The organism is Nocardiopsis algeriensis, from assembly GCF_014203695.1.
GTDB lineage: Bacteria > Actinomycetota > Actinomycetes > Streptosporangiales > Streptosporangiaceae > Nocardiopsis > Nocardiopsis algeriensis.
On the sequence record NZ_JACHJO010000010.1, the window covers coordinates 54,540 to 71,359 of the forward strand.

18 protein-coding genes are annotated in these 16,820 nt (G+C 72.4%); 1 reads left to right on the forward strand and 17 read right to left on the reverse strand.

Features of this window, described 5'->3' with window-relative positions; all coding sequences use genetic code 11:
* Nucleotides 1–63 precede the first annotated feature (63 nt).
* From lgt to hisI, 12 genes are all read right to left on the reverse strand, one after another.
* Nucleotides 64–1,188 (reverse strand): prolipoprotein diacylglyceryl transferase, encoded by a 1,125-nt coding sequence (lgt, locus tag FHS13_RS16600; RefSeq protein WP_184292841.1) that lies wholly within the window; start codon nucleotides 1,186–1,188, stop codon nucleotides 64–66.
* A 40-nt stretch (nucleotides 1,189–1,228) separates the two neighbouring features.
* Nucleotides 1,229–2,215: a DsbA family protein gene (locus FHS13_RS16605; RefSeq protein WP_184292842.1), complete on the reverse strand. Its 987-nt coding sequence runs from the start codon at nucleotides 2,213–2,215 to the stop codon at nucleotides 1,229–1,231.
* Nucleotides 2,216–2,277: 62 nt separating this feature from the next.
* On the reverse strand, nucleotides 2,278–2,823 hold the full coding sequence (locus FHS13_RS16610) for a MauE/DoxX family redox-associated membrane protein (RefSeq protein WP_184292843.1): 546 nt from the start codon (nucleotides 2,821–2,823) through the stop codon (nucleotides 2,278–2,280).
* 322 nt (nucleotides 2,824–3,145) lie between these two features.
* Nucleotides 3,146–3,958 (reverse strand): tryptophan synthase subunit alpha, encoded by an 813-nt coding sequence (gene trpA, locus FHS13_RS16615; protein WP_184292844.1) that lies wholly within the window; start codon nucleotides 3,956–3,958, stop codon nucleotides 3,146–3,148.
* Entirely contained in the window at nucleotides 3,955–5,172 is a 1,218-nt protein-coding gene (trpB, locus tag FHS13_RS16620) for a tryptophan synthase subunit beta (protein WP_184292845.1), read from the reverse strand. The genes trpA and trpB overlap by 4 nt, the downstream gene beginning before the upstream one ends.
* A gap of 236 nt (nucleotides 5,173–5,408) precedes the next feature.
* A complete protein-coding gene (trpC, locus tag FHS13_RS16625) occupies nucleotides 5,409–6,215 on the reverse strand; it encodes an indole-3-glycerol phosphate synthase TrpC (protein WP_184292846.1) in 807 nt (268 codons plus the stop codon).
* Between the two features lie 163 nt (nucleotides 6,216–6,378).
* Complete coding sequence (locus FHS13_RS16630; protein WP_184292847.1) at nucleotides 6,379–6,729, reverse strand: CD225/dispanin family protein; 351 nt, start codon at nucleotides 6,727–6,729, stop codon at nucleotides 6,379–6,381.
* 33 nt (nucleotides 6,730–6,762) lie between these two features.
* Complete coding sequence (locus FHS13_RS16635; RefSeq protein ID WP_343065062.1) at nucleotides 6,763–7,263, reverse strand: DUF2752 domain-containing protein; 501 nt, start codon at nucleotides 7,261–7,263, stop codon at nucleotides 6,763–6,765.
* Nucleotides 7,264–7,349: 86 nt separating this feature from the next.
* A complete protein-coding gene (locus FHS13_RS16640; RefSeq protein ID WP_184292848.1) occupies nucleotides 7,350–7,709 on the reverse strand; it encodes a CD225/dispanin family protein in 360 nt (119 codons plus the stop codon).
* Between the two features lie 294 nt (nucleotides 7,710–8,003).
* The gene (locus FHS13_RS16645; RefSeq protein ID WP_184292849.1) at nucleotides 8,004–8,279 is read right to left on the reverse strand and encodes an HGxxPAAW family protein; all 276 of its coding nucleotides are present in this window, start codon (nucleotides 8,277–8,279) and stop codon (nucleotides 8,004–8,006) included.
* Nucleotides 8,279–8,974: a Trp biosynthesis-associated membrane protein gene (locus FHS13_RS16650; RefSeq protein WP_420221257.1), complete on the reverse strand. Its 696-nt coding sequence runs from the start codon at nucleotides 8,972–8,974 to the stop codon at nucleotides 8,279–8,281. The genes FHS13_RS16645 and FHS13_RS16650 overlap by 1 nt, the downstream gene beginning before the upstream one ends.
* Nucleotides 8,971–9,315: a phosphoribosyl-AMP cyclohydrolase gene (hisI, locus tag FHS13_RS16655; protein ID WP_184292850.1), complete on the reverse strand. Its 345-nt coding sequence runs from the start codon at nucleotides 9,313–9,315 to the stop codon at nucleotides 8,971–8,973. Before hisI ends, FHS13_RS16650 begins: the two co-directional genes overlap by 4 nt.
* A gap of 127 nt (nucleotides 9,316–9,442) precedes the next feature.
* On the opposite strand from hisI, the gene FHS13_RS16660 reads away from it, so the two are divergent.
* A complete protein-coding gene (locus FHS13_RS16660) occupies nucleotides 9,443–10,444 on the forward strand; it encodes a sugar isomerase (RefSeq protein ID WP_184292851.1) in 1,002 nt (333 codons plus the stop codon).
* A gap of 22 nt (nucleotides 10,445–10,466) precedes the next feature.
* On the opposite strand, the gene FHS13_RS16665 is transcribed toward FHS13_RS16660, so the two are convergent.
* The 5 genes from FHS13_RS16665 to hisH all read right to left on the reverse strand — a co-directional run bounded on the left by FHS13_RS16665 (nucleotide 10,467) and on the right by hisH (nucleotide 16,805).
* Nucleotides 10,467–12,299, reverse strand: a complete 1,833-nt coding sequence (locus FHS13_RS16665) for an ABC transporter ATP-binding protein (RefSeq protein WP_184292852.1) — start codon at nucleotides 12,297–12,299, stop codon at nucleotides 10,467–10,469.
* Nucleotides 12,296–14,254, reverse strand: coding sequence for an ABC transporter ATP-binding protein (locus FHS13_RS16670; protein ID WP_184292853.1), 1,959 nt, complete (start codon nucleotides 14,252–14,254; stop codon nucleotides 12,296–12,298). Before FHS13_RS16670 ends, FHS13_RS16665 begins: the two co-directional genes overlap by 4 nt.
* Nucleotides 14,255–14,582: 328 nt before the next feature.
* Nucleotides 14,583–15,356 carry an imidazole glycerol phosphate synthase subunit HisF gene (gene hisF / locus FHS13_RS16675; protein WP_184292854.1) on the reverse strand — a complete coding sequence of 258 codons (774 nt, stop codon included), beginning with the start codon at nucleotides 15,354–15,356 and terminating at the stop codon, nucleotides 14,583–14,585.
* Nucleotides 15,353–16,105, reverse strand: coding sequence for a bifunctional 1-(5-phosphoribosyl)-5-((5-phosphoribosylamino)methylideneamino)imidazole-4-carboxamide isomerase/phosphoribosylanthranilate isomerase PriA (gene priA, locus FHS13_RS16680; RefSeq protein WP_184292855.1), 753 nt, complete (start codon nucleotides 16,103–16,105; stop codon nucleotides 15,353–15,355). The genes hisF and priA overlap by 4 nt, the downstream gene beginning before the upstream one ends.
* Nucleotides 16,106–16,148: 43 nt before the next feature.
* Nucleotides 16,149–16,805: an imidazole glycerol phosphate synthase subunit HisH gene (gene hisH / locus FHS13_RS16685; RefSeq protein ID WP_184292856.1), complete on the reverse strand. Its 657-nt coding sequence runs from the start codon at nucleotides 16,803–16,805 to the stop codon at nucleotides 16,149–16,151.
* Nucleotides 16,806–16,820 lie beyond the last annotated feature (15 nt).

A 16,820-nucleotide genomic window follows, 5' to 3' on the forward strand; every position in this document is an offset into this window, starting at 1 on the left:
GGGCCTGAGGGCGGTGCTGGTGCGTGTACGGTCCACGCTTCGATCGCGTGGAGCACCCCGTGTCTACTCGGGCTTCGCCCCGGAATCGGTCCCCGTGTCACCGGCTTCGTTCTCGGTCGAGCCCTCGCCAGTAGATCGCTCAGGGCTCGGGTGGTATTCCGTGCCGACGTCCTCAGCTGCGTTTTTGTCCGTTTCGCTGCCGGTGGGGAGAGAGGAATCCTCGCTGTCCAGGGCACTGTAGACGGTGCTGTCGTTGCCCTCACTGTCGGGTGTGGTGCCGAACACCTGGGTTCCGGCGTCGGCGCCGTGGGGCAGCACCGCGCTGGAGAAGGAGTCGATGCGGCGGCCGGCCCAGACGAAGTAGGCGAGGGCGCCGAGGAAGACCAGGACGGAGGTCCAGTTGTTCAGGCGCAGGCCGAGGAAGTCGTTGGCCGGGTCGACGCGCAGGTACTCGATCCAGAAACGGCCGACGCAGTAGCCCATGACGTAGAGGGCGAAGAGGCGGCCGCCCTGGAGGGCGCCCTCGAAGCGGCGGCCGGCCCAGGCCAGGAGGACGGCCAGGCCCAGGCACCACAGGGACTCGTAGAGGAAGGTGGGGTGGTAGGTGGTGACACCGAACTCCATGCCCGGGCGCAGGGCGCCGTTGGGGAAGGGGCTGATCTCCACGGCCCAGGGCAGGTCGGTGGGGCGGCCGAAGAGTTCCTGGTTGAAGTAGTTGCCCCAGCGGCCGATGGCCTGGGCCAGGGGAAGGGTGGGGGCGATGGCGAAGGACAGCTTGGACATGGACAGGCCGCGCTTGCGCGCCACCAGCCACACACCGAGGGCGCCCATGGGAATGGCTCCCCAGATACCGAGGCCGCCTTCCCACACGTACAGGGCCCGGATGGGTTCGCGTCCCTCGGCGAAGTACAGCTGGGCGTCGCTGATGACGTGGTAGAGGCGGCCGCCGATCAGGCCCAGGACCACGGCCCACACGGCCATGTCCATGATGGTGCCCTGTTCGCCGCCCATGGCGGCCCATCGGCGTTCGCTCCAGAAGACGGCGACGACGACACCCGCGAGGATGCACAGGGCGTAGAAGTGGATCTCCAGCGGACCGAGGGGGATCGAGTTGACCTGCGGACTGGGGATGGCCGCGAGGGCGCGGCCGTACGCGGCCGCGCCCTCGATAGCTGTCGACGGTGTCACTGCTCTGCTCTCGGGTTCGCCCCGCGTGCGGGGGGTGGCTTCAGGAGTTCTGCTCGGCGTCGCCCCCGTCGCCCATCGGTTCGGTCCCGACCTCGCCGGGCTCGGCGGAGGAGATCGCCTCGGAGAGGCCCCGGACCGTCATGGCGGTGTCGTTGTCGAGCAACTCGCCGTTGATGTAGACGGAAGGCGTGCCGCGGAGCGCGTTGTCTCCGCTGAAGCGAGTGTAGGCGTTCCCCGTGGCCTCGATGATCTCGCCCGTGTAGGTACCGTCCAGGAACGAGGGGTCGTGGCCGTTGTCGGCTCCCCAGGCCAGCAGATCGCTCAGGACCATGGTGCCGAGGGTCTCCTGCCCGATCTGCTCCTGGGCGTCCTGGGCCAGCGGGGGAAGGAAGTCCTCGGTGAAGCGGGAGACGACCTCGGCCTCCTCGTCGACGCGGGCGTCGAACTCCTCCTGCTGCTCGGGGGTGGGCCCGAGCTGGGCGAACCATTCCTTGAGCTGCTCGGGGGTGTAGCCCTCCCGGCCCTCGGTGGGCTGGTGCTCGAAGAGCAGGTCGTTGTACTGGACGAAGAGCCCGGCGTCGGCTGCGGCGCGTGCGGCGGCCGCCGAGCGCAGCGAGTTGCTGCTGATGGGCACCTGCTGCTCGGCGAAGATGCTGATGGGCCGGTAGTGGACGACGGCCTCGCCCTGGGCGGCGCTCTCCTTGAGGAGGTCACCGGTGGTGAGCTCGAACTGGCGGCAGGCGGGGCACTGGTAGTCGGCGTAGACCTCGACGACGGGTGCCTCGGCGCCCTCGGCCGCCATGACGACGCTGCCGTCCTCCTGGAGGGTCTGGGGGGCGAGGTCGCCCGCGAAGTCCTCCTGGCGGTCGGCGTTGAGGACGGCATAGCCGATGCCGACGATGGCGAGGACGACGACCACGGCGATGCCGACGACGATGAGGTTCTTGCGGCGCTGGGCGGCCTTGCGCTCCTTGGCCCGCTGTTCCTTGAGTTTCTCGCGGGAGCGCCTGCGCGCTTCACTGCCCATGTTCTTTCCCGGTTCTCTGCTGTGTGGGGTGGTGTGCTGCGTTCCGACCGCCGAGGGACGGGTCACCGGAACAGTCCGAGCGCCCGGTCGACGGCCAGGGGCGAGCGGGGCCAGAGGGCGATGACGGCGCCCATGGCGGCGAAGCCGATGTCACGTGCGATGGAGAGCCCGTAGGTGGTCTCCTCCGGGTCGACCTGCCCGCCGCCTCCGAAGCAGCCGCAGTCGATGCTCAGTCCGCGGGCCATGGCCGAGATGATTCCGGCGATGAAGACGAGCATGAGGAGCGTGGAGACCGCTCCTGTGAAGCGGGTGGCCAGGCCGAGCAGCAGCAGGACGGCCAGGGCGAGCTCGAAGAGCGGAAGGGTGTACCCGATGAGGCGGGCGATGTCGGGAGGGAAGAGGTCGTAGGCCTCGACCGCCTGCACGGACAGGGCCGGCGGGTACTTGGAGACCGCGGAGTAGAGGAGTACCCCGGCCAGGCCGAGCCGGCAGGCGAGGGTGAGCCAGGGCTGGACCGTGTTCCAGCGTGCACCGGTGCCGGGCCGGGAGGAGGTGGGGGACGTGTCCGTCGCAGGGGTCTGGGACGAGGGGGTCTCGGTCTGCCGCATGTTGTGCTCGCATGGTAGCTCTGGGTGATGCCAGCGATCCTACTGGCTGTGGCCGCCCCGGTTCCCGGAGTCAGGGGAACAGGGTGCGCCTGCGGGCGCCCGCCGCTGCCGGGGACAGCGCCATCACACCACCGCTGTGCCCGTGATGACAGCTTTTCCGGGCTCGGGAGGGCGCCCTCTCACCCGATTCTCACCTTGTTAACCCTGTGCTTGACCTGCACGGAAAAGCGGTGGGGCGCCCTTCGGAGAGGGCGTCCCACCGCCAGTGCCCGAGGCCCCGGACCCCCTGCCCGGACGTCCCCCGGGAAGGGGGCGTACGGCCTCAGCGGGCGCGGACGCCGGTGGCGAGCTCCCGGGCGAAGGACTCGACCGCGATCAGACCGGTCTCAAGGTCGGGGGCGTCCAGGACCCTCTGGCAGAAGCCGGTGCCGACGATGACGCCGTCGGCATAGGCGGCGACCTCGGCGGCCTGGGCCGCGTTGGAGATGCCCAGGCCCACGCAGACCGGCAGGCCGGAATCCCCGGCGGCCTCGCGGGTGCGCCGCACGAGGCCCTCGGCGGTGTCGGAGACCTGCTCGCGGGTACCGGTGATGCCCATCAGCGACGCGGCGTAGACGAATCCTCGGCAGGCCCGGACGGTCAGGGCCAGGCGCCGGTCGGTGGAGGAGGGGGCGACGAGGAAGATCCGGTCCAGGCCCTCCCGGTCACCGGCGGCGATCCACTCCTCGGCCTCCTCGGGGAGGAGGTCGGGGGTGATCACGCCTGCTCCGCCCGCCTTGGCCAGGTTCTGGGCGAAACGCTCCACACCGTAGCGCTCGATGGGGTTCCAGTAGGACATGACGAGGGTGGCCGCGCCGGTGGCGGCGCCCGCCTCCACCACCCGGAACACGTCGTCGGTGGTGGTGCCCGCCTCCAGCGCCAGGTCGGCGGCGCGCTGGATGGTGGGGCCGTCCATCATGGGGTCGGAGTAGGGCAGGCCCACCTCGATGACGTCGCAGCCGCCCGCGACCATGGCCTGGACGACGCGGATGGAGGACTCCACATCGGGAAATCCCGCGGGCATGTAGCCGATGAGGGCGGCCCGGCCCTCGCTGCGGGCCTGGGCCAGCTTGGTCTGCAGGGTCGTCCCGGTCATGCCTGGTCCTCCGTGTCGACGAGGCCGAAGTAGGCGGCCGCGGTGTTGACGTCCTTGTCGCCGCGCCCAGAGAGGTTCACCAGCACGACGGCGTCGGGGCCGAGCCTCTCGCCCAGCTTGCGGGCCCCCGCGAGGGCGTGGGCGCTCTCGATGGCGGGGATGATTCCCTCGGTGCGGCACAGCAGCCGGAAGGCCTCCATGGCCTCGGCGTCGGTGATCGGCTCGTAGGAGGCGCGGCCGGTCTCGGCGAGGTAGGCGTGTTCGGGGCCCACCGCCGGATAGTCGAGCCCGGCGGAGATGGAGTGGCTGGGCAGGGTCTGGCCGTACTCGTCCTGGAGGACGAAGGTGCGGGCGCCGTGGAACACGCCGTGGCTGCCGGCGGTGATGGAGGCAGCGGTGCGCGGGGTGTCGGCACCCTCGCCGCCGGCCTCGAAGCCGTACAGGGCGACGGACTCGTCGGGGATGAACGCGGCGAAGATCGCCATGGCGTTGGACCCGCCGCCGACGCAGGCGGCGACGGCGTCGGGGAGGCGGCCGACGCGTTCGAGGACCTGCTCGCGGGCCTCGGCCCCGACGACGAAGTGCAGGTCGCGCACCAGCTTGGGGAAGGGGTGCGGACCGGCGACGGTGCCGAACAGGTAGTGGGTGCGGTCGACGTTGGCCACCCAGTCGCGGAACGCCTCGTTGATGGCGTCCTTGAGGGTGCGGCTGCCGATGGTGACGGGGACGACCTCGGCGCCGAGCATGCGCATGCGGGCGACGTTGAGCGCCTGGCGGCGGGTGTCCTCCTCACCCATGTAGATGACACACTCCAGGCCCAGGAGGGCGCAGGCGGTGGCGGTGGCCACGCCGTGCTGTCCGGCCCCGGTCTCGGCGATGACACGGGTCTTGCCCATGCGCCTGGTGAGCAGGGCCTGGCCGAGCACGTTGTTGATCTTGTGCGAGCCGGTGTGGTTGAGGTCCTCGCGCTTGAGCAGGATGCGGGCGCCGCCGCAGTGCTCGGAGAAGTTGCGGGCCTCACTGAGGGCGCTGGGGCGGCCGGTGTAGTCCTTGAGGAGCTCGGCGAGCTCGGCCTGGAACGCGGGGTCCTGGCGGGCCTTCTCCCACTCGGTCTCGACCTCGTCGAGAGCGGCGACGAGCGCCTCGGGTGCGAAGCGGCCGCCGAAGCGGCCGTAGTGCCCGTGCGCGTCGGGCATCTGTCGGTTGTGGCTCATGGGACGTTCTTTTCTGGAAGGGCCGACGGCTCCCCCGCGGCCGCACGCGGCGGGGTGCGCGCGCCGACCGGTGGACGGCGCCGCGGGCCGTGCCCGGGCGCGCTCTGACATGGGTCAACGCGGCATCGGGAACCCGCGGTGGATGTGCGGGTTCCCTAGAGCCATCGCCGTCTGCGGCCGGATGCGGCCGCGCGGGCGTTCGGTTCCGTCGCCGTTCCCATGGAGCTGTCGGTCTCCTAGTTGCGGTCCCGCAGCGCCGGGTGGGCGCCTGCGGTCACGAGGTCGGCGACCGCCTCACGCGGGTTGCGGCCGCGCACGAGGCTCTCTCCGACGAGGACGGCTCCCGCGCCGGCTCCGGCGTAGGCCAGCAGGTCGTGCGGGCCGCGGATGCCGGACTCGGCGATCTTGACGCGGTCGGAGGGGATGAGCGGGGCGAGCCGGGCGAAGGTGTCCCGGTCGACCTCCAGGGTCTTGAGGTTGCGTGCGTTGACGCCGATGACGGTGGCTCCGGCGTCGACGGCGCGGGCGACCTCCTCCTCGTCGTGGACCTCCACCAGGGGCATGAGTCCCAGCGAGCGGGCGCGCTCGATGAGGGAGACGAGGGCCTCCTGGGGAAGGGCGGCGACGATGAGCAGGACGGCGGAGGCACCGAAGACGCGGGCCTCCCAGAGCTGGTAGGAGCTGACCACGAAGTCCTTGCGCAGCAGGGGGACGTCGACGGCCTTGGCGACGGCCTGGAGGTCGGCCAGGCTGCCGTTGAAGCGGCGCTGCTCGGTGAGGACACTGATGAGGGAGGCGCCGCCGGCCTCGTAGTCGCGGGCGAGGGCCGCCGGGTCGGTGATGGTCGCGAGGGGCCCCTTGGAGGGGCTGGCCCGCTTGACCTCGGCGATGACCTGCACACCGGGGCGGCGCAGAGCGGCTTCGGCGTCCTGGGGAGCGGGCACGGACTCCGCCTGGGCCTTGAGGCTGTCCAGCGGGAGGGCCTCCTGCCGCTCGGCCAGGTCGGCGCGTACCCCGTCGAGGATGTCGTCGAGCACGCTCACCAGTTACTGCCCCCTCGTGTTGTGGCCGGTCGCGGCGGCCGCCGGGGCGGCCCGCCGCGCGGCACGTCCGGCTGTCGGGCCGTCGCGCCGTGTGCTGGTCATCGTACCGACCCCGGTCGCACGGAGTGACGCCACCCCCCGGCACGGGCCGCGTCCGCCCCGCTCAGTAGGTGGTGTAACCGGGATCGGGGGCGTTTGCCGCACCGATGATGCCGATGGCCATGATGCCGAGCACGGCGACGACGTACAGGACGCCGAGGACGAAGGCGACGAGGCCGATGATCCCCATGATCTTGGCGACCTTCGACGCATCCTGGGCGCCCGCGTAGTCGCCGGCCTGCCACTTGCCGCTGATCTGGAGGGAGAAGACGAGCCCGATGATCCCGGCGACGGCCGCGCAGCTGAGGATGCCCAGGATGTTGTGCACCAGATAGGTCTTCGGCATCTCCCCGGGAGGGGGACCGCCGTGTCCGTGGGGGATGCCGTAACCGGAGGGCGGCGGCGGGTAACTCATGTGGTGGGCCTTTCCGAGGAATTCACAGGGGGTTCACCAGCCGGGGAACAGAGGGGTTCCCGGGGCCAGGAAGGAGAACCAGGGGAGATTGCGTGCCACCCAGTACACCGTGATGGTCACCACGAGGGCCCACAGGAACCAGATCGGTGTGGGCCTGGGCGGTGTCGCGGGCGGCCTGACCGCCGTCCAGACCCAGCGCGCGTAGCCCCACAGGAGATAGGGGCCCAGCAGCAGGAGCAAGGGGTTCATGCTGGCGGCACCGAGGATATCGCCGTTGGTCGTCAGCGCGATCGCGCGCATGGTACCGCAGCCCGGGCAGAAGGTGCCGGTCATCATGAGCCACGGGCAGGTGGGGTAGTGGCCCGGCTCGTTGGGGTCGACGAAGTGCAGAAGTGTCGCACCGGCGAGGACGAGGCCTCCGAAACCCAGAGGCCAGAGCACGGGGGGCACCCGGTGCAGCCTGCGCAGGACGCGTTGTCCCAGCGGCAGGGTTCCTGACGGCTGGGTGGGGGTTTCGCTGTGGTGGGGCTGCACGTGAACCAGCCTAGGGTCGGGGAGGTGCGGAAGCGGGCTCTGCCCCCGGGCGCCCGGTGCGCACGGGGGCAGGAGAACGCCGGCTGCTAGTACGTCGAGTACGTGGTGGTGGTGGCGGCACCGCCGACGATGACGCTGCACGCCATGGCGGCGGTCCACAGCACGATCCCGATGATGCCGAGGATGAAGGCGATCTTGGTCCACTTCTTCGCCTGGGCCTGGGCCGCCAGGGCGCCCGCCTGGTCGCCGCGGTTCCAGAGGTCGTTGACCTTGGTCGCGTTGACGATCGCGGGGATCGCGAAGGGCCAGCAGCAGAAGATGGCGACGATGGCCCAGGTCAGGCCGTTGTCGGGAGGAGTGGAACCGGGGGGCGGACCGTAGCCTCCTCCGGGCGGGCCGTAGCCGCCGCCGGGAGGACCTGCGGGGGGAGGGGGACCGTAGCTCATGAGACCACTTTCCTGTGACAAGGGTTGGATGCGGCGCACACGCGGCACACCGGTTCCCACTGGGGCAGGGGCGAGGGCACCGGAGCGTGTCCGCCGCAGGCAGTTGCTTGCGCGGCCGGTTCGGCGGAGTGCTCCGCCGGACGGCCGCTGCGGCTGTTCAGTGCCGGTGGGGTGAATCTACCCGCCTTGCGGGACCTTCGTCCATTTCCCCGTGCTCAGCGGCTTTTCAGCTGCTCTGGGCTACGGGCCCCGGACCCGGGGTGTGTTCCGCGGAACACGCCCCGGGTCCGTCGGTCACTTGGCCGCGAGGCGGGAGGACTCCCACTCCTCGCGGGTCGGGGGGACCGGGCGCGGGGCCTTGCGGCCCAGGCCGGCCTTCTTCATCGCGCCGGCGACGATCGCGAACACGATGCTCGCGCCGAGGCCGACGGAGACCCACAGCATCAGGTCGCCACCGGCGACGATGGCGACGGCCGACACGGTCCAGGCCACGATCCAGGTTCCGGTGAGGAACCAGGCGGAAACGGTGTTGCCGTGGTCGTCGTGGTCGTCGTGGTGTTCGGCAGCCATCAGGGCTTCTCCTTCGGTTCGGCCGACCGTCCGGTCGGCTGTGCGGGTGGGATCCCGTCCCCGGAGGCGGGGCGCGCGGGCACACCGGCGCCAGGGGCGTCGAGTGTGGGGTCGTCACCGGCGTCCAGCGATTTCCACAGGTCGGCAGGTGTCCCGGCCCGGTTCGCACGCGGTGCGGCAACTCGATCGTACCTGCTGCCCATGCCCGGCCAGGAGGGGGAGCGCAAGATCACAGCGGCCCCCGCCAGGAGCAGGAGCGCGGCTCCGGCCGCGGACATGACCGGCCCGGCCGCGGACAGCGCGGGCGCCTGGGCGGCCGAGGCGTTCCCGGCCGCTCCGGCGGCGTTCACCGCGGCCAGGAGCGCCTCGGGGCGGGTGGCGTTCCACACCGCGGCCAGGGCCAGGGCGGCTCCCGCGGCGACGAGGAGGCCGACGAGGCGGCGCAGCGTTCCCTTGGAGGCGTACAGGCCGGCGACCGCGGCCAGGCCTGCCCAGCCGATGCCGCTCAGGGTCCCGGTGAGGTCGGCACCGGTGATCTCGACCCGGGTCGCGGTGACGGGCCCCGGGGCGGCGAGCTCGCCGGTGGCCCAGACGCGGCCCGCGGAGAACAGCAGCAGGCCCGCTCCCGCGACCAGGGCGAGCATCGCGGCGGCGTACTCGCCGCGTACCCGCCCGCCGGCGGCCGCGCCGCTCACAGGAGCCGTCCGGCGTCGAAGCAGGTGCGGTCGCCGGTGTGGCAGGCACCGCCCTTCTGGTCGACGCGGACCAGGAGGGTGTCGCCGTCGCAGTCGAGGGCGACCGAGACCACGCGCTGGGTGTTGCCGGAGGTGGCGCCCTTGACCCAGTACTCGCGGCGGCTGCGCGACCAGTAGGTGGCGGCGCCGGTGGTGAGGGTGCGGTGCAGCGCCTCGTCGTCCATCCAGGCGAGCATGAGCACCTCTCCCGTGTCGTGCTGCTGCACGACGGCGGGCACGAGGCCGTCCTCGTTGCGTGTGAGGCGGGCGGCGATGTCCGGGGAGAGGCTGGTGACGCTCATGTCCCCAAGGTTAGGGGGGTCCGCCGACCGCCCTTCACCGGGGCGCGGTGAGCGCGGGTTAGAGTGCCTCGGCGAGGGCTGCCCGCCGGGGGCGGCCCGCCGACCGAGAGGACCCGTGAGGAGTGCCGTGACCGCCGAGGCCCTGTCCGCCGACCTGGCGGGGATGCCCGCCGCGCTGAACGCGCTCGCCGACCGCTTTCCCCGCTGGGACCCCTACGCCGCGCTGCCCGCGCTGCTCGACGACGAGCCGGCCTCGGTGCGCTTCCTGGGGATCGGGGCGGCCCGGCGGGTGTGCGAGACCGCGGCGGCCCGGCTGCGGCGGGCGGGGATCGGGGCCTACGCCGAGTCCTCCTCCTCCGCCGAGGACCCTCCGGCGGGGACGGAGACGCTGGTGGTGGGGGTGAGTCTGGGCGGCGGCCAGCGGGAGCTGTGCACGGTACTGGACCGCTACGTGGGCCGCTCCCCCGTGGTCGTGCTGGCCGCGGACCCCGACGCCGTGGTGGCGCGCTACGCCGACCTGCTGGTGCCGCTGCACGCCGGGGAGGAGGCCTCCGGCCTGGGCTGCCGGGCCTACCAGCACGCGACGGCGCTGCTCCTGCTGCTGGGGCACCGCCTGGGCGCGCCGGCGGCGGGGGCCAGCCGCAACCTGCCGAGCCTGCTGCGCCGGGCGGCGAACGCGGCGCGTGCGCTGCTGGAGGGGGCGCCGGAGTGGCTGCCCCGGGCCGATGAGGTCCTGCGCTCCCCGGACGGGATCCACCTGGTGGCCCCGGCCGAGCGGACGGCGTCGGCGTTCCAGGGCGTCCAGGTGCTGCGCAAGGGGCCGGTGGTGGTGGCGCACTCCTGCGAGACGGGCGAGTGGTCGCACTCGGACCGCTATCTGGCCGCGGTGACCGACTACCGGGCGCTGCTGTTCGCGGGTTCGTCCTACGACGAGCGCTTCGCCGAGCACCTGCTGCAACTGCGGGGCCGGTTCGTGGCGGTGGGCCCCACCCCCGGCCGCGAGCGGCTGCCGGGGGCGGAGCTGGTGGTGCGCTACCCGGGTGACGGCGACCCGGACGTGAGCCTGCTGGCGGAGCCTCTGGTCGCCGAGCTGCTGGCGGCGCACTGGTGGCGGCTGTCGGGGCGCTGAGGCGCCCCGGGCGCTCCGGCGGTCACGCCGAGGAGCGCACCCAGGAGGCGTAGAGGTCGGCGTACACGCCGGGGCGCGCGACGAGCTCGGCGTGGGTTCCGCTCTGGACGATGCGCCCGCCGTCGAAGACCAGGACGCGGTCGGCCGCCTCGGCCGTGGACAGGCGGTGGGCGATGGCCACGGAGGTGCGGCCGCGGGTGAGCCGGTCCAGGGCACGCTGGATGCGCACCTCGGTGTGCGGGTCGACGGCGGAGGTCGCCTCGTCGAGGACGAGCAGGTCGGGGTCGGCGATGTAGGCGCGGACCAGGGCCACGAGCTGGCGCTCTCCGGCGGAGAGGGACTCGCCGCGCTGGCCCACGGGCGTGTCGAGGCCGTGGGCGAGGCTGTCGAGCCATTCGGACAGGCCCAGTTCGCGGATCGCGGCGTCCAGTTCGGCGTCGGTGCTCTCGGGGCGCGCGAAGCGGATGTTGTCGCCCAGGGAGCTGTCGAAGAGGAAGCCCTCCTGGGGGACCATGACGACGCGGCTGCGCAGGGAGGTGAAGGCGACCTCGCGCAGATCGGTGCCGTCCAGGAGGACGGCGCCCTCGTCGGGGTCCATCAGGCGGGTCAGGAGCTTGACGAAGGTGGTCTTGCCCGACCCGGTCTCGCCGACGACGGCCACCCGCGTGCCGGGGGCGATGCGCACGTCGATGCCGTCGAGGACGACGGGGCCGTCGGGATAGGAGTAGGTGACCTTGTCGAAGGCGACGTCGACGGGACCGCGGGGCAGGACCTTGCCGGCCTCGCCGGGGTCGGCGATGTCGGGGGTGGTGTCGAGCACGCCCAGGACGCGGCGCCAGCCCGCGATGGCGTTCTGCGCCTCGTTGAAGATCTCGGTGGCCATGATCATCGGCTGGATGAACAGGTTCATGAGGAAGAGGAAGGCGATGAGCCGGCCGGCGGTGAGGTCGCCGCCGACGCCGAGCCAGACGCCGACCAGGACGACCGCGGTGTTGCCGACGGCGGCCACGAGTTCGGCGAAGGGCGAGACGGCGACCGAGAGGCGCTGGGCGCGGACCTGGGCGCGGCGGGTGGCCAGGACCGTGGTGTCGATGCGTTCGGCGGTGCGCTTCTCGATGCCGTGGGCGCGGATGACGGAGGCGCCCATGACGGTCTCGCCGATGACGCCGAGCATGTCCCCGGTGCGCTCGCGGACACGCAGGTAGGCCTTGGACAGGAGCTTCTGGAGCTGGCGCACACCGAAGAGCAGCGGCAGGAAGCAGACCCACACCACGAGGGTGAGCTGCCAGGAGTAGATCGCCATGAGGGTGGTGGCGATGAGGAGCTGGCCGGTGCTGACGATGAGGAGGATGCCGCCCCATTGCATGAAGGTGCTGATCTGGTCGACGTCGCTGGTGACGCGGGAGACCAGGGCGCCCTTGCGCTCGCTGTTCTGGGTGAGCACGGACAGGTCGTGCACGTGCCGGAAGGCCTTGCGGCGCAGGGTGGCCAGCCCCGACTCGGTGGCGCGGTACAGCCGCAGGTTCATCAGGTAGGAGCAGACCATGGTGACGGCCAGCAGAAGGGCGCACAGGGCGACGACGCGCACCACGAAGGCAAGGTCGGGACCGCCCTCGCCGGAGATGCCGTTGTCGATGATCTGCTGGACGGCGATGGGGACGACGACCTTGCCGACGGTGGCCGCGACGGCGAAGGCGATGGTCAGCCACAGGCCCTGGGCGAACTCGGGCGACAGCCGGAGGCCGCGTCGAATCGTCTCCAGGGCCGTGTCGGTGGACAGGCCCATCGGGGCGGAGCTGCCGGTGTCCTGCTGCGGGGCGGTGTCCTCGCCCCGGGTGCGGGCGGGTGCGCTCATCGGCCGGCCTCCTCGGTGCTGCCGGGGCGGGCGGGTTCGACCGGTCCGGGGTGTTCGGGCACAGGTGCTCCTGCTGCTTCTGCTGAGGCGAGTTCGTAGGCGGTGACGAGCTTGGCGTAGCCGGGCGAGCTCGCCAGCAGCTCGGTGTGGGTGCCGCGGGCCAGGACGCGGCCGCGCTCCATGTAGACGACCTCGTCGGCCAGTTCGATGGTGGCGCGGCGGTAGGCGACCACGACGACGGTGGCGGAGTTGTCGCGTTCGCGCAGCCCGGAGAGGATCTGGGCCTCGATCTGCGGGTCGACGGCGGAGGTGGCGTCGTCGAGGATCAGGAGGCGGGGCCGCCGGACGAGGGCGCGGGCCAGGGCCAGGCGCTGGCGCTGGCCTCCGGAGAGGGTGGTGCCCTTCTCCCCCAGCGGGGCGTCGAGGCCGCCGTCGAGTTCGGCGACGAAGCCGTCGGCACGGGCCAGGCGCAGGGCGGCCCAGACCTGGGCGTCGTCGACGTCGGCGCCCAGGGTGATGTTGCCGCGGACGGTGTCCTCGAAGACGAAGGTGCTCTGGGGGACGAGTGCGGCGTGGCGGGGGATCTGGCCGGGGGCCAGTGTGCGCACGTCGGTGCCGTCGTAGGCGACGGTTCCGGTGTCGGGGTCGACCAGCCGCATCAGGACGGTGGTGAGGGTGGACTTGCCCGAGCCGGTGGGACCGACGAGGGCGACGGTGCGGCCGGGGGCGATGTCGAGGTCGACCCCGTTGAGGACGGTGGTGCGCGGCCGTCCGGCGTCGCCGTCCATGAGGTCGCGGGCCCCGCCGTCGGCGGTGTAGGCGTCGGCGTAGGAGAAGGTGACGTCGCGGGCGGTCAGGGCGATGCCGTCGGTGCTGTCCTCGAGGGTGCGCTCGCCGTGCTCCATGGTGCCCTCGGAGTCGAGGACGTGCTGGACGCGGTCCCAGCCGACGACGCTGCGGGGGAGGTCGCCGAGGAGCCACCCGAAGGAGCGCACGGGCAGGGCCATGAGCGTGAACAGGTAGGCGATCTGGACGAGGTCGCCGGGGTCGATGGCGCCGGTGGACAGGCGCCACATGCCCAGGAGCAGGACGGCGAGGACGCCGAAGTTGGGCAGGGCCTCGATGACGGGGTCGAACATGGCGCGCATGCGGCCGACCTGGATGAGGGCGTCGCGCAGGCGGTGGGCCGCGCCGGTGAAGCGTTCGGTCTCGGTGTCCTCGCGGCCCAGGGTCTTGACGACCAGGGCGCCGTCGAAGGACTCGTGGGCGACGCCGCTGACCTCGGCGCGCAGGGCCTGGGCGTGGGAGGCCATGGGCGAGACGCGTCGCTGGAAGACGATGTTGGCGGCGGCCAGGACGGGGAAGACGACGAAGGCGATGAGGGCCAGGACGGGGTCGGTGACCAGCATCGCGACAGAGGCGATGACGAGCATGAGGACGCTGCCGACGGCCATGGGCAGGGGCGCCAGGGGCTGCCAGGCCGCCTCGACGTCGGCGTTGGCGTTGGACAGCAGCTGCCCGGTGGGGTGGCGATGGTGCCAGGCCAGGGGCAGCTGGAGGTACTTGCGGGCGACGGCGCGGCGGTAGCGGGCCTGCATGCGGAACTGCATGAGGGCGGCCAGCAGGCGGCGCATGGCGATGCCGACGGCCTTGCCGATGCCCACGGCCATGAGCAGGGCGGCTGCCGCGACGAGCGCGGCGGTGGTGGTGGCGCCCTGCGCGAAGGCGGGCAGGATGGTGTGGTCGGTGAGGTGTCCGAGGACGTTGGCCGAGCCGACGGTGGTGGCGGCGTGCAGGACGGCGCCGACCACGGCGACGAGGAAGATCCAGGGTTCGGTCCTGGCCGCGGTCCACAGGACGCGCATCCCGCGGCCGAAGACGCCTCTGCCGCTCCTGTCGGGCGGGGAGGCCTCCTCCTCGGTCCGCGACTGCTCTGCGGTCGTACCCTGGGCCATGCGTTCCCCCGTTTCCTCTTCGGCCGGGAGAGGCGTCCTGGGACGTCCCGGCGGTGACCGTCGGCAGCGCCCCGGACTGCGGCGGGGCACACGGGTCCCGTGTCAACTTATCCAGTGGCACCCCGAGGTTCCACCAGATTGTTTCAGCGCCCTTCCGATCCGTGCTATTCCGTCCAGCGCGGCGCAGGACACCTCTGTCCTCTCCGCCGGCGGACGCGCCCCGCCCTGCCCTGCGGGGCGCCGATGCCGTCCGAGCCCGGCCCCGGGGCGGGCGCAGGCACACGCGCGGCCCCGGAACCTTCCCGGTTCCGGGGCCGCGGAGAAGAGGTCAGCGCACCGGGTGTCCGGCCTCGCGCAGGCTCTTCTTGACGTCGGCGACGGTGAACTCCCCGAAGTGGAAGACCGTGGCGGCCAGCACCGCGTCGGCGCCCGCCTCCACCGCCGGGGGGAAGTGCTCGACGGCTCCGGCGCCGCCGGAGGCGATGAGCGGGACCTCGATGCGGGCGCGCACCGCGCGGATGAGCTCCAGGTCGAAGCCCTCCTTGGTGCCGTCGGCATCCATCGAGTTGAGCAGGATCTCGCCGGCTCCGAGCTCGGCGGCGCGTTCGCACCAGTCGAGGGCGTCGAGGCCCGTGCCGCGGCGGCCGCCGTGGGTGGTGACCTCGAAGCCGCTGGGCGTGGGGGCGTCCCCCTCGCGCACGCGCCGCACGTCGGCCGACAGGACCAGGACCTGGCGGCCGAAGCGCTCGGCGATCTCGCGGATGAGCTCGGGGCGGCCGATCGCCGCGGTGTTGACCCCGACCTTGTCGGCGCCGGCGCGCAGCAGGCGGTCGACGTCCTCGGGGCTGCGCACGCCGCCGCCGACGGTCAGCGGGATGAACACCTGGTCGGCGGTGCGCCGCACGACGTCGTAGGTGGTCTCGCGGTTGCCGCTGGAGGCGGTGACGTCGAGGAAGGTCAGCTCGTCGGCACCGCCGGCGTCGTAGGCGGCGGCGAGCTCCACCGGGTCGCCGGCGTCGCGCAGGTTCTCGAAGTTGACGCCCTTGACGACGCGTCCCGCGTCGACGTCCAGGCAGGGGATGACACGGACGGCGACGCTCATCGTGCGGCCTCCGCGACGGTGGCGAGCGCGTCCCGGAGGGTGAAGGCGCCCTCGTAGAGCGCGGTGCCCATGATGGCGCCCTCCACCCCCTGGGGAACGAGGCCGGCGATGGCGCGCAGGTCCTCCAGGCTGGAGACGCCGCCGCTGGCCACGACGGGCTTGTCGGTGCGCTCGCACACGGTGCGCAGCAGGTCGAGGTTGGGGCCCTTGAGGGTGCCGTCCTTGTGGACGTCGGTGACGACGTAGCGGGCGCAGCCCTCCGACTCCAGGCGGTCGAGGGTCTGGAAGAGGTCACCGCCCTCGCGGGTCCAGCCGCGGGCGGCCAGGGTGGTGCCGCGCACGTCGAGGCCGATGGCGATCCTGTCGCCGTGCTCGGCGATGATCCGGGCGCACCACTCCGGGTTCTCCAGGGCGGCGGTGCCGATGTTGACGCGGGTGCAGCCGGTGGAGAGCGCGGCGGCCAGGGACTCGTCGTCGCGGATGCCGCCGGACATCTCGACCTTCACGTCGAGGCGGCCGGTGATGTCGCGCAGCAGGTCGCGGTTGTGGCCGCGGCCGAAGGCGGCGTCCAGGTCCACGAGGTGGATCCACTCGGCGCCGGCCTCCTGCCAGGCCGAGGCGGCCTCGTAGGGGTCTCCGTACCGGCCGCCGGAGTCGGCCTTGCCCTGGACGAGCTGGACGGCCTGGCCGCCCGAGACGTCCACGGCGGGCAGGAGTTCGAGTACGCGGGGCGTGGTCACGCCGGTCATGGGTCTTCTTCCGGTTCGTCGGTGAGCGGCTGTCGGTGGGCGGCTACAGGGTGGCGACCCAGTTGGCCAGGATGCGGGCGCCGGTGTCGCCGGACTTCTCCGGGTGGAACTGGGTGGCCCACAGGGGGCCGTTCTCGACGGCGGCCACGAACGGGCCCCCGTGGTCGGCCCAGGTCACCCGGGGCGGGGCGATGCGCGGGTTGAGAGGGGCCATCTCCCAGCGGCGCACCGCGTAGGAGTGCACGAAGTAGAAGCGGTCCTCGGGGGTGATCCCGGCGAACAGCTGCGTGTCCTCGGGCGGGCGGACGGTGTTCCAGCCCATGTGCGGCAGGACGGGTGCGTCCAGGCGCTCCACGGTGCCGGGCCACTCTCCGCAGCCCTCGGTGACCTCTTCCTCCTCCGTCCGGGGGTCGGTGCTCTCCACCCCGGTGTCGAAGAGCACCTGCATGCCGACGCAGATGCCCAGGACGGGGCGGCCCCCGGCGATGCGCCGCCCGATGATCCGGTCGCCCTTGGCGGCCTTCAGGCCGGCCATGCAGGAGCTGAAGGCACCCACGCCCGGGACGACGAGGCCGTCGGCGTCCAGTGCGGCGTGCGGATCGGAGGTGACGGTGACGTCGGCGCCGGTGCGTTCCATGGCGCGTTGGGCCGAGCGCAGGTTGCCCGATCCGTAGTCGAGGACGACCACGCGTGGCGGCATGTTGACCCCTTCCCC

Bases quoted from the DNA above. Each gene is read 5' to 3' on its own strand.
- FHS13_RS16665 (WP_184292852.1), bottom strand. From the start codon at position 12,299: ATGAGCGCACCCGCCCGCACCCGGGGCGAGGACACCGCCCCGCAGCAG.
- hisF (WP_184292854.1), bottom strand. From the start codon at position 15,356: ATGAGCGTCGCCGTCCGTGTCATCCCCTGCCTGGACGTCGACGCGGGA.
- hisI (WP_184292850.1), bottom strand. From the start codon at position 9,315: ATGAGCGTCACCAGCCTCTCCCCGGACATCGCCGCCCGCCTCACACGC.
- FHS13_RS16645 (WP_184292849.1), bottom strand. From the start codon at position 8,279: ATGGCTGCCGAACACCACGACGACCACGACGACCACGGCAACACCGTT.
- FHS13_RS16605 (WP_184292842.1), bottom strand. From the start codon at position 2,215: ATGGGCAGTGAAGCGCGCAGGCGCTCCCGCGAGAAACTCAAGGAACAG.
- trpA (WP_184292844.1), bottom strand. From the start codon at position 3,958: ATGACCGGGACGACCCTGCAGACCAAGCTGGCCCAGGCCCGCAGCGAG.
- FHS13_RS16670 (WP_184292853.1), bottom strand. From the start codon at position 14,254: ATGGCCCAGGGTACGACCGCAGAGCAGTCGCGGACCGAGGAGGAGGCC.
- priA (WP_184292855.1), bottom strand. From the start codon at position 16,105: ATGACCGGCGTGACCACGCCCCGCGTACTCGAACTCCTGCCCGCCGTG.
- FHS13_RS16640 (WP_184292848.1), bottom strand. From the start codon at position 7,709: ATGAGCTACGGTCCCCCTCCCCCCGCAGGTCCTCCCGGCGGCGGCTAC.
- hisH (WP_184292856.1), bottom strand. From the start codon at position 16,805: ATGCCGCCACGCGTGGTCGTCCTCGACTACGGATCGGGCAACCTGCGC.
- trpB (WP_184292845.1), bottom strand. From the start codon at position 5,172: ATGAGCCACAACCGACAGATGCCCGACGCGCACGGGCACTACGGCCGC.
- FHS13_RS16630 (WP_184292847.1), bottom strand. From the start codon at position 6,729: ATGAGTTACCCGCCGCCGCCCTCCGGTTACGGCATCCCCCACGGACAC.
- FHS13_RS16610 (WP_184292843.1), bottom strand. From the start codon at position 2,823: ATGCGGCAGACCGAGACCCCCTCGTCCCAGACCCCTGCGACGGACACG.